Raw genomic sequence first — 11,084 nt, forward strand, 5'->3', positions numbered from 1 at the left:
CGGGGTGTCCGGCCCCTTTCCGCGTTCCGGGGCGGGCCCGCGTCACCCGTCGACGTCCTGGGTGTCGCGTGGCGGCCGGCCGCCGAGCTCCACCGCCGTGCAGCGCCACCGCCGGTCCTCGCCCAGGGCGAGCCGGAAGGCCAGGGCGTGCAGCCGGGGGCCGACCGCGATGCGGGCGAACACCTCGAAGCTGCCGGGTGCGGGTTCGAAGTGGCCGATGCCGTGCACGGTCGGGCGGGGCCCTGCGCCGGGCGTCAGGGCGCGGCGTTCCACCAGCCACAGCAGGTCCTCGAAGGCCTGGTGTGCCGCGTGCCGGGCGAACCAGTGCAGGGGCCGGTCGCCGCTGAGCACCAGGAGCAGGCGCTGGGTGAACAGCTCGGTGGGGTGCGGCGGCACCCGTGGCGGGACGCGCCGGGGTGCCGCGGCGGGGCGACGGCTGTCGCGCCGGCCGGGCGGCCGGGTGTTCCCGCGTGGCCCCCGCCTGTTCATGACCTTCTGCATGACGCCTCCCCGATACCGGCCGGTAACTCCTCGTGGGGATCTTGTACGAGGCCGGGGGCGCGGCGGCAAGGCCCGACGGGCGGCGCCGGGGCCCGGCGCGGGGTTCGCCTATCAGGGTGACCGGGCGGGCGCGCGGGCCGGATTCCCGGGAGCGTACGCGGGTCGGCGGCGGGCGGGCGTTGACGCCCGGGCGGGTGCGGGCCGCGGCCCGAAGGGGGACGCCCCCACGTATCCTGAAGCCCCCGACGCAGAGCAGAAAGCAGCCGGACCATGCGCGTGTACGTACCTCTGTCCCTGCCTCGACTCGCAGAGGCGTACAAGGCCGGCGAGATCGGGCCCGCGCCCGTCACCGCCTTCGCCGTGACGCCCGCGCTGCGTGAGTGGTACCTGTCCGAGGACATCGAGGAGCTGGAGTACGCGGCCCTGGGCCGCGCCGCGCTCGCCTCGCTGCGGCTCGTCGCCGCCGACCCCGGCGCCGCGCGCCGCCGGGTGGTCATCGCCGTGGACGTGCCGGACCGGGCCGCCGTCGCCGACCCGGACCGCGGGCCGGACCCGGCCGCGCTCGGCGAGCTGACGGTGCCCGAGAGCGTGCCGCTGGCGAAGGCCGCCGCCGTGCACGTCGACTCGGGCGACGCGGACGCCGATGTCACGGCCGCCGCCGAGGCGCTCGCCGCGGCCGACCGGGGCGACGACGACGCGCAGTTCGTCGTGGACGGCGCAGAGGACCACGACCTGCTGTGGTTCGCCACGCAGGAGATCCCGGGCCTGCTGGGTGAGGGCGGCCACTGACGGACCGCCGCCAGGTGGGTAGTTTCCTGTCATGGGGAAGCACTTCGGGACGCACATGAACACGCACGCGGACGCGGACACGCACATCGTCTGGGACTGGAACGGCACGCTGTTCCACGACAACGAGGCGGTCATCCGCGCCAGCAACGCCGCCTTCGCCGCGGTCGGGCTCGAACCGATCACGCTGGAGAAGTACCGCGAGCTCTACTGCATACCCATCCCCAAGTTCTACGAGCGGCTGATGGGCCGGCTGCCCACCGATGCGGAGTGGACGGCGATGGACGGCGCGTTCCACCAGCACTACGCGCGCTATGCGGTGGACTGCGGGCTCACCGAGGGCGTCGAACTGCTGCTCGCCGGCTGGCAGGACTCCGGGCGCAGCCAGTCCATCCTCAGCATGGCCGGGCACGAGGATCTCGTGCCGCTGGTGCGCCGGCTGGGGATCGCCGAGCGCTTCGTGCGCGTCGACGGGCGGACGGGCCCCTCCGGCGGCAGCAAGGCCGAGCACATGGTGCGTCACCTGGGCGTCCTCGACGGCGTGCATCCGGAACGGACCGTGGTCATCGGGGACGCGGCCGACGACGCGGTGGCCGCGCTCGCCGCGGGCGCGCAGGCCGTCCTCTACACCGGCGGCTCGCACAGCAGGGCCAGCCTCGAAGGAGTGGGCGCGCCCGTCGTCGACACCCTGGCGGACGCGGTGCGCGAGGCCGAGCGGATGGCAAGAGCGGCCTGAGCCGCCCTCCTCCTGCCCCCCGCACCCGCACCCGCCCGTGGCCGTCAACCGGAACCGGTGAACCGACCCGTATCCGCAGCATTTTGCATCGACTCAGTTCACCCTCCGCTGTCGGCTGCGTACGCTGTGCTGGAGCCGGGGTCCTTCTGACGGATCAGGCTGGATCTGGGCGGCGTTCACGGGCGGTGCCGGTGAGCGGGGGCTGGTGCGTGCAGCTGCAAGGCGGAGGAGGGCGTCAACGCGGAGCGTTGGCAACCGACGACAACGCCGCAGATGTGCGTGCCAGGGCCCGTGACTCCAGCCGGATCCGTCAGAAGGGCCCTGGTGGCGTGGCGAGACGACGGGGGCGAGAGTCATGGGTTTCGGGTTCGGGCAACGACGGGGCGGTCAACTTCCGGTGGAAGTCACCACGTTCGTCGGCAGAGCGGTCGAACTGGCGGAGGTACGGGCCGGGTTCGAGCGCGCCCGCCTCGTTACCCTGGTGGGCCCCGGCGGCGTCGGCAAGAGCCGTACGGCGTTGCGGGCCGCGGCCGGGCTCGCCGGGCGGTTCCCCGACGGGGTGTGGCTCGTCGAGCTGAGCGCGCTGCGCGACCCCGAGCTGATCCCCGCCACCCTGGCTGCCGTGCTCGAACTGCCGGAACAGGCGGGCATGGAGCCGCTCGACGCGGTCGTCGCGCACCTTCAGGAGCGGCGGCTGCTCATCGTGCTCGACACCTGCGAGCACCTCGTCGACGCCTGCGCCATGCTCACCGACGTACTGCTGCGGGAGACGGCGGGGGTCGGCGTCCTCGCCACCAGCCGGCAGCCGCTCGACGTGCCGGGGGAGCGCTGCTGCGCCATCGCGCCGCTCGCCCCCGACGACGCCCTCGAACTGTTCGTGCAGCGGGCGTCCGCCGTGGTGCCGTCCTTCACCGTGGACGAGACGAACCGGGAGCAGCTCGCGGCGCTCGCCCGCCGTCTCGACGGGATCCCGCTCGCCATCGAGCTGGCGGCGGTGCGGCTGCGGGCGGTGCCCCTCGAACATCTGGTGCAGCGGCTCGGGCAGCGCTTCGAGGTGCTCACGGGCGGCCGGCGCACCGCGCTGACCAGGCACCAGACGCTGCGTACGGCCATCGGCTGGTCGCACGAGCTGTGCACGCCCAAGGAGCGGCTGCTGTGGGCGCGGCTCTCCGTCTTCGCGGGCTCCTTCGAGTTGGCCGCCGCCGAAGTCGTGGGCGCGGGCGGCGAGCTGACGAGTGGTGACGTGCTCGAGCAGCTCATCGGGCTCGTCGACAAGTCCGTCGTGCAGCGCATCGGGGAGAACGGCGGCCGGTACCGGATGCTCGACACGATCCGCGAGTACGGCGCCGAGTGGCTGGAGGAGGCGGGGCAGGCGGAGGCCGTGCGGCAGCGGCACTCCGCGTACCACCGGGACCTCGGGCAGCGGTACTGGGACGGCTTCCTGACGGCCGAGCAGGTCGGCCACTACCGGGTGCTGCGCGCGGCGCGGGCCGATGTCAGGACCGCGCTCGAATACGCGTACAAGAGCCCGGACGCGGTGGCCGACGGTGTGTGGTTCGCCGCGCAGCTCGGCCCGTACTGGCGGGCGGTCGGTCAGCTCTCCGAGGGGCGGTACTGGATCGAGAAGGGGCTCGCGCTCCTCGACGAAGTGGGGCAGGAGCAGGCGTGGGGGCGGTTCATGACCGCCCTGTTCTCCGTGTGGCAGGGAGATCTGCCGGGCGCGCTCGAACTCTTCCACCAGGCCCTCGACATCGCGCGCCGCTCCGGCAACGACCGGGTGGAGCTGTTCTGCGACGCGTATCTGGGCGGCCTCGGCGCGCTCTGCGGGGAACCCGAAGGGCTCGACGTCATGGAGGACGCGCGGCAGCGGATCCTCGCGCGCGAGGACGGCCTCGGCACCGGGGTCATCCACTACGAAGCGGCGCTGCTGCTCGGCGTGCTCGGGGACACGGACGGCGCGCTCGGCCTGTGCCGTACGGGGCTCGCCCACCTGGAGGGCACGGGGGAGCGGCAGCTGTTCGGGTCCACGCTGATGGTGCAGGGCATCATCCTGTGGCTCGCCGGGGAGCGGAAGGACGCCGTCGCCTCGCTGTGCCGGGGCCTGGAGGCCGCGGCGGAGATCGACGAGGTGCTGGTCGCCGCGCTGTGCTGCCTCGGGCTCGCCTGGTCCGCCGCGCACGACGAGCGGCACGTGCGGGCGGCGTGGCTGCTCGGGTACGCGGAGAACGCGCGGCGGCTCGGGGGCGGCGACCCGGTCGGGATGCTGCCGTCCCTCTTCGAGGAGCAGGAGGCCGTGCGGGGCGCGGTGCGGCTGGCCCTGGGCGAGGAGGAGTTCGGGCGCTGGTGGGGTGTGGGGGCGCGGCTGTCGGGGGCGCAGGTGCTCGACGCCGTACGGGCGGGGGCCGATGCGCCGCCGGTGGCGCCGGTGCCTGCGGCGCGTGGGGGTGGGGTGGATGCGCTCACCCGGCGGGAGCGGGAGGTCGCGGCGCTGGTGGCGGAGGGGATGTCGAACCGGGAGATCGCGGAGCGGCTGGTGATTTCGAAGCGGACGGCGGATGCGCATGTGGAGCACATCCTGGCGAAGCTCGGGGTGGGGTCGCGGACGGAGATCGCCGCGATTTCCTCCGTCGGTGAACCGGGGCGGTAGTCGGAGCGGGCGTGGCCTTCCGGCGTGACGTCTCGGGGCTCTGCCCCGGACCCCGCTGCTCAATCGCCGCAGGGGCTGGATTTGCTCACCCGCCCAAGGCGAAGGGGCGAGCCCGCCGGCTAGGTATACGGATCCCGTGTCCGTTGCATAGATGCGTATACGGCTCCCCCGCGATACCGATGCCGGGGGCTGGCGGAGACGGACACGATGTACAGGTGTCGCGTGCTCTGGAGGAATGGCGCGGCGGGGCGCCGGACGGCAATGGTCAACTCCCCACGGCTGTCGTGGCATCGGCCCCCCGTCGCTGCGTCCGGGGCACGGCGCGTTTCGGTGGCTGCCCTCGTCGGCGGGGCAGCCACCGCACTTCTCTCTCGGCCGGGGTGTCAGCCCGTCGCAGGCGCCTTCGCCCGCAGCACCGTCAGGAACTCCCGCATCCACCGCGAGTGGTCCGGCCAGGCGCGGGCGGAGACGAGGGTGCCGTCGACGACCGCCTCCGCGTCCTGGAACGTGGCCCCCGCCGCCTGCATGTCGACTTCCAGCGCCGGGTACGCCGTGACACGCCGGCCCCGCAGCGCGTCCACCGCCGCCGTCAGGAGCGGCCCGTGGCAGATCTGGGCGACGGGCCTGTCGGTGTCGAAGAAGGACTTGACGATCTTGCGGAGTTCGGCGTCGCCGCGCAGGTACTCGGGCGCCCGGCCGCCGGGAATCACCAATGCGGCGTACTGGCCCGGATCGACTTCGGAGAAGGCCAGGTCGGCGGGCCAGGTGTAGCCGGGCTTCTCCGTGTACGTGTCGAAGCCGGGTTCGAAGTCGTGCACCACGAACCGGAGCTTCTTGCGGGTCGGCGCCGCGATGTCGACCTCGTACCCCTCCTCGCGCAGCCGTTGGTAGGGGTAGAGGACTTCCAGCGACTCCGCCGCGTCGCCGGTGACGATCAGGATTTTGGGTGCCATTGGTCACACGCTCCCCTCGGCGGGATCCGCCGTGTCGTGCGCCCAACGTGTCGCCGCGCCGCTCCGCTGGCAAGAGCCCGTACTACGCAAGGGCTTCAGGGGTTCTGTGCAGAGTGTCAAAGTTCGCCCCCCTGATTTGTACACAAGCGGCTCATGACGTTGCCCCCGTGGGGAGCGATAGCCTGGTCCCGTGATCAGCGCGATATCTCGCGGGGGCATCGTCGCCCCCTGCCCGCGCCGGGAGATCACGACCTGCCACAGCAGCGGTCGTGCCCGGCGCTCAGCCGCTGATCATTTCGGGCGGATGGCCTCTTCGTTGAAAACGGCGCATTGTCGTCCACCCATCTCTCATCCGGGCATAACGTCGTCTCAGACCGGACACCCCGCGTCGGGACGTTGTGTCGGGCGATTCATCTACGCCACATCTACGTCTCGCAACGGCGCGCGACAGGAGCCAGAGGACAATGCAGACCAAGCTGGACGAAGCCAAAGCCGAGCTGCTCACCAGGGCCGCCCGGGTAGCTGAGAACAGCCCGGTAGGGGGGAACCTACCGACCGGGGCGACGGGCAAGGGAACGCAGGCCGCCGGGACCACCACCAACACCGACGGCGTACTCGCGTTCCTCCAGCGCTACTACCTGCACACCGCACCGGAGGACCTGAGCGACCGTGACCCGGTCGACGTCTTCGGGGCAGCGCACTCGCACTACCGCCTCGCGGAGAACCGACCGCAGGGCACGGCGAACGTGAAGGTGCACACCCCGACCGTCGAGGAGAACGGCTGGACCTGCAGCCACTCCGTCGTCGAGGTCGTCACGGACGACATGCCGTTCCTGGTGGACTCCGTCACCAACGAGCTGTCCCGGCAGGGGCGCGGCATCCACGTCGTCATCCACCCCCAGATCACCGTCCGGCGCGATGTCACCGGCAAGCTCCTCGAGGTACTTCCGGCCGGCACGTCCGCCGAGGGCCACGACGTGCTCACCGAGTCGTGGATCCACGTGGAGATGGACCGCGAGACCGACCGCGCCGACCTCAAGCAGATCACCTCCGACCTGCTGCGCGTCCTGTCCGACGTACGGGAGTGCGTCGAGGACTGGGAGAAGATGCGGGACTCGGCGCTGCGCATCGCCGAGGAGCTGCCGAGCGAGCCGACCGCGGGCGACCTGCCCGACCAGGAGGTCGAGGAGGCCCGCGAGCTGCTTCGCTGGCTGGCCGCCGACCACTTCACGTTCCTCGGGTACCGCGAGTACGACCTCTCCGAGGACGACTCCCTTGCCGCCGTGCCCGGCACCGGGCTCGGCATCCTGCGCTCCGACCCGCACCACGAGCGCGACGAGCACCACCCGGTCTCGCCGTCCTTCAACCGCCTCCCGGCCGACGCCCGGGCCAAGGCCCGCGAGCACCGCCTGCTGGTCCTCACCAAGGCCAACAGCCGCGCCACCGTGCACCGGCCGAGCTACCTCGACTACGTCGGCGTGAAGAAGTTCGACGCCGAGGGCAACGTCATCGGCGAGCGCCGCTTCCTCGGCCTGTTCTCCTCCGCCGCGTACACCGAGTCCGTGCGCCGCGTCCCGGTGATCCGCCGCAAGGTCCAGGAAGTCCTGAAGGGCGCGGGCTTCTCGCCCAACAGCCACGACGGCCGCGACCTGCTCCAGATCCTGGAGACGTACCCGCGCGACGAGCTGTTCCAGACCCCGGCCGACGAGCTGCGCTCCATCGTCACCTCCGTCCTGTACCTCCAGGAGCGCCGCCGGCTGCGGCTCTACCTGCGCCAGGACGAGTACGGGCGCTACTACTCGGCCCTCGTCTACCTGCCGCGCGACCGCTACACCACGGGCGTGCGCCTGCGGATCATCGACATCCTCAAGGAGGAGCTCGGCGGCACCAGCGTCGACTTCACCGCCTGGAACACCGAGTCGATCCTGTCCCGGCTGCACTTCGTCGTCCGCGTCCCGCAGGGCACCGAGCTGCCGGAGCTCTCCGACGCCGACAAGGACCGCATCGAGGCCCGCCTCGTCGAGGCCGCCCGCTCCTGGGCCGACGGCTTCGGGGAGGCGCTGAACGCCGAGTGCGGCGAGGAGCGCGCCGCCGAGCTGCTGCGCCGCTACGGGCACGCGTTCCCCGAGGGCTTCAAGGCCGACCACTCGCCGCGCGCCGCCGTGGCCGACCTGGTCCACCTCGAACAGCTCACGCAGGAGCACAAGGACTTCGAGCTCTCCCTGTACGAGCCGGTGGGCGCGGCCCCCGGCGAGCGCCGCTTCAAGATCTACCGGATCGGCGCGCCCGTCTCGCTGTCCGCCGTCCTGCCGGTGCTCCAGCGCCTGGGCGTCGAGGTCACCGACGAGCGCCCGTACGAGCTGCGCTGCAGCGACCGCAAGACCGCGTGGATCTACGACTTCGGCCTGCGCATGCCGAAGCCGGCGAACGGCAACGGCGACGACCTCGGGGCCGACGGCCGCGAGCGCTTCCAGGAGGCCTTCGCCGCCACCTGGACCGGGCTCGCCGAGAACGACGGCTTCAACTCCCTCGTCCTGGGCGCCGGCCTGAACTGGCGTCAGGCGATGGTGCTTCGCGCGTACGCCAAGTACCTGCGCCAGGCGGGCTCCACGTTCTCGCAGGACTACATGGAGGACACCCTCCGGACGAACGTGCACACCACGCGCCTGCTGGTGTCGCTGTTCGAGGCGCGGATGTCGCCGGACCGGCAGCGCGCCGGGACCGAGCTGATCGACGGGCTGCTCGAGGAGGTCGACGGCGCGCTCGACCAGGTCGCGTCCCTCGACGAGGACCGCATCCTGCGCTCCTTCCTCACCGTCATCAAGGCGACGCTGCGGACGAACTTCTTCCAGGAGGCGCAGGGCGGCAAGCCGCACACGTACGTCTCCATGAAGCTCGACCCCCAGGCCATCCCGGACCTGCCCGAGCCCCGTCCCGCGTACGAGATCTGGGTGTACTCGCCGCGCGTCGAGGGCGTGCACCTGCGCTTCGGCAAGGTCGCGCGCGGTGGTCTGCGCTGGTCGGACCGGCGTGAGGACTTCCGTACGGAGATCCTCGGCCTGGTCAAGGCGCAGATGGTGAAGAACACCGTCATCGTGCCGGTCGGCGCCAAGGGCGGCTTCGTCGCCAAGCAGCTGCCGGATCCGAGCGTGGACCGGGACGCGTGGATGGCCGAGGGCATCGCGTCGTACAAGACCTTCATCTCGGCGCTGCTCGACATCACCGACAACCTGGTCGGCGGCGAGGTCGTGCCGCCCGCCGACGTCGTGCGGCACGACGAGGACGACACGTACCTCGTGGTCGCGGCCGACAAGGGCACGGCGTCGTTCTCGGACATCGCGAACCAGGTCGCCGAGTCGTACAACTTCTGGCTCGGTGACGCCTTCGCTTCCGGCGGCTCGGCCGGCTACGACCACAAGGGCATGGGCATCACCGCCCGCGGCGCCTGGGAGTCCGTCAAGCGGCACTTCCGGGAGCTGGGCGTCGACAGCCAGTCCGAGGACTTCACGGTCGTCGGCGTCGGCGACATGTCCGGCGACGTGTTCGGCAACGGCATGCTGCTGTCCGAGCACATCCGCCTGGTCGCCGCCTTCGACCACCGGCACATCTTCATCGACCCGAAGCCCGACGCGGCCACCGGCTACGCCGAGCGCCGCCGGATGTTCGAGCTGCCGCGGTCGAGCTGGGCGGACTACAACAAGGAGCTGATCTCGGCGGGCGGCGGCATCTTCCCGCGCTCCGCCAAGTCGATCCAGCTCAACGCCCACATCCGCGAGGCCCTCGGCATCGAGTCCGGCCAGGCGAAGATGACCCCGGCCGAGCTGATGAAGGCCATCCTCCAGGCGCCGGTCGACCTGCTGTGGAACGGCGGCATCGGTACGTACGTCAAGTCGTCGGTCGAGTCCAACGCGGACGTCGGCGACAAGGCCAACGACCCGATCCGCGTCGACGGCAAGGACGTCCGCGCCAAGGTCATCGGCGAGGGCGGCAACCTCGGCGCGACCCAGCTGGGCCGCATCGAGTTCGCCCGCAGCGGCGGCCGGGTGAACACCGACGCGATCGACAACAGCGCCGGCGTCAACACCTCGGACGTCGAGGTCAACATCAAGATCCTGCTCAACGGTCTTGTCTCCGACGGCGACATGACGGTCAAGCAGCGCAACAAGCTGCTCGCCGCCATGACGGACGAGGTCGGCCAGCTGGTGCTGCGCAACAACTACGCGCAGAACACGGCGCTTGCCAACTCCTGCGCCCAGGCGCCGTCCCTGCTCCACGCCCACCAGCGCTTCATGCGCCGCCTGGGCAAGCAGGGCCACCTCGACCGGGGCCTGGAGTTCCTGCCGAACGACCGGCAGATCCGTGAACTCCTCAACTCCGGGCGCGGCCTGAGCCAGCCGGAGCTCGCCGTCCTCTTCGCGTACACGAAGATCACGGCTGCCGACGAGCTGATCCAGACGACCCTCCCGGACGACGCGTACCTGCGTCGCCTCCTGCACGCCTACTTCCCGCAGCCGCTGCGCGAGAAGTACGCGGAGGCGATCGACGGGCACGCGCTGCGCCGCGAGATCATCACGACGGTCCTCGTCAACGACACGGTGAACACCGGTGGTTCGACGTTCCTGCACCGCCTCCGTGAGGAGACCGGTGCGTCCCTTGAGGAGATCGTGCGGGCGCAGCTCGCCGCGCGCGAGATCTTCGGCCTCAGCGAGGTGTGGGACGCGGTCGAGGCGCTCGACAATGTCGTCGCCGCCGACGTCCAGACCCGGATCCGGCTGCACTCGCGGCGGCTCGTCGAGCGCGGCACGCGGTGGCTGCTCAACAACCGCCCGCAGCCGCTCCAGCTCGCGGAGACGATCGACTTCTTCAAGGAGGACGTCACCAAGGTCTGGGCCGCCATGCCGAAGATGCTGCGCGGCGCGGACGCCGAGTGGTACCAGGGCATCGTCGACGAGCTGACCGGCGCGGGCGTTCCGCAGGAGCTCGCGGAGCGGGTCGCCGGATTCTCGTCCGCGTTCCCGACGCTCGACATCGTGCAGATCGCCGACCGCACGGGCAAGGACGCCCTCGCCGTCGCCGAGGTCTACTACGACCTCGGTGACCGGCTCTCCATCACCCAGCTCATGGACCGCATCATCGAGCTGCCGCGCTCCGACCGCTGGCAGTCGATGGCCCGCGCCTCCATCCGCGAGGACCTGTACGCGGCGCATGCCGCGCTCACCGCCGACGTACTGGCGGCGGGCAACGGGACCTCGACGCCGGAGCAGCGGTTCAAGGCGTGGGAGGAGAAGAACGCGGCGATCCTGGGCCGGGCGCGCTCGACCCTGGAGGAGATCCAGGGCTCGGACTCGTTCGACCTGGCGAACCTCTCGGTCGCCATGCGCACGATGCGCACGCTGCTGCGTACGCACTCGTAGGGGTCTACGCGAACGGGGGCGCCCCGAGCCGGATCATCGGCTCCGGG

The 11,084-nt window shown here is 71.5% G+C and carries 6 protein-coding genes; 4 read left to right on the forward strand and 2 right to left on the reverse strand.

From position 1 onward, the window contains the following. Positions 1 to 42: 42 nt before the first annotated feature. Positions 43 to 501, reverse strand: coding sequence for an Rv3235 family protein (locus ACFV9W_RS38055; RefSeq protein ID WP_385770500.1), 459 nt, complete (start codon positions 499 to 501; stop codon positions 43 to 45). 270 nt (positions 502 to 771) lie between these two features. Here ACFV9W_RS38055 and ACFV9W_RS38060 point away from each other — a divergent pair, with 270 nt between their 5' ends. The 3 genes from ACFV9W_RS38060 (at position 772) to ACFV9W_RS38070 (ending at position 4,670) form a co-directional block, all read left to right on the forward strand. Then, complete coding sequence (locus tag ACFV9W_RS38060) at positions 772 to 1,290, forward strand: DUF6912 family protein (RefSeq protein ID WP_385770502.1); 519 nt, start codon at positions 772 to 774, stop codon at positions 1,288 to 1,290. Between the two features lie 31 nt (positions 1,291 to 1,321). Then, a complete protein-coding gene (locus ACFV9W_RS38065) occupies positions 1,322 to 2,023 on the forward strand; it encodes an HAD family hydrolase (RefSeq protein WP_385770504.1) in 702 nt (233 codons plus the stop codon). Positions 2,024 to 2,378: 355 nt separating this feature from the next. Then, positions 2,379 to 4,670 carry an ATP-binding protein gene (locus tag ACFV9W_RS38070; protein WP_385770506.1) on the forward strand — a complete coding sequence of 764 codons (2,292 nt, stop codon included), beginning with the start codon at positions 2,379 to 2,381 and terminating at the stop codon, positions 4,668 to 4,670. A 383-nt stretch (positions 4,671 to 5,053) separates the two neighbouring features. On the opposite strand, the gene ACFV9W_RS38075 is transcribed toward ACFV9W_RS38070, so the two are convergent. Continuing rightward, positions 5,054 to 5,623 carry a DJ-1/PfpI family protein gene (locus ACFV9W_RS38075; protein WP_385770508.1) on the reverse strand — a complete coding sequence of 190 codons (570 nt, stop codon included), beginning with the start codon at positions 5,621 to 5,623 and terminating at the stop codon, positions 5,054 to 5,056. A gap of 464 nt (positions 5,624 to 6,087) precedes the next feature. Between ACFV9W_RS38075 and ACFV9W_RS38080 the strand changes: the two genes are divergently transcribed. Further along, the gene (locus ACFV9W_RS38080; RefSeq protein WP_385770510.1) at positions 6,088 to 11,037 is read left to right on the forward strand and encodes an NAD-glutamate dehydrogenase; all 4,950 of its coding nucleotides are present in this window, start codon (positions 6,088 to 6,090) and stop codon (positions 11,035 to 11,037) included. Positions 11,038 to 11,084: the final 47 nt, after the last annotated feature.

Source organism: Streptomyces sp. NPDC059897 (assembly GCF_042730865.1).
Classification (GTDB): domain Bacteria; phylum Actinomycetota; class Actinomycetes; order Streptomycetales; family Streptomycetaceae; genus Streptomyces.

What these genes read in the sequence shown, in the direction of transcription:
- ACFV9W_RS38055 (WP_385770500.1), bottom strand. Translation starts at nt 501, where the DNA reads ATGCAGAAGGTCATGAACAGGCGGGGGCCACGCGGGAACACCCGGCCG.
- ACFV9W_RS38060 (WP_385770502.1), top strand. Translation starts at nt 772, where the DNA reads ATGCGCGTGTACGTACCTCTGTCCCTGCCTCGACTCGCAGAGGCGTAC.
- ACFV9W_RS38065 (WP_385770504.1), top strand. Translation starts at nt 1,322, where the DNA reads ATGGGGAAGCACTTCGGGACGCACATGAACACGCACGCGGACGCGGAC.
- ACFV9W_RS38070 (WP_385770506.1), top strand. Translation starts at nt 2,379, where the DNA reads ATGGGTTTCGGGTTCGGGCAACGACGGGGCGGTCAACTTCCGGTGGAA.
- ACFV9W_RS38075 (WP_385770508.1), bottom strand. Translation starts at nt 5,623, where the DNA reads ATGGCACCCAAAATCCTGATCGTCACCGGCGACGCGGCGGAGTCGCTG.
- ACFV9W_RS38080 (WP_385770510.1), top strand. Translation starts at nt 6,088, where the DNA reads ATGCAGACCAAGCTGGACGAAGCCAAAGCCGAGCTGCTCACCAGGGCC.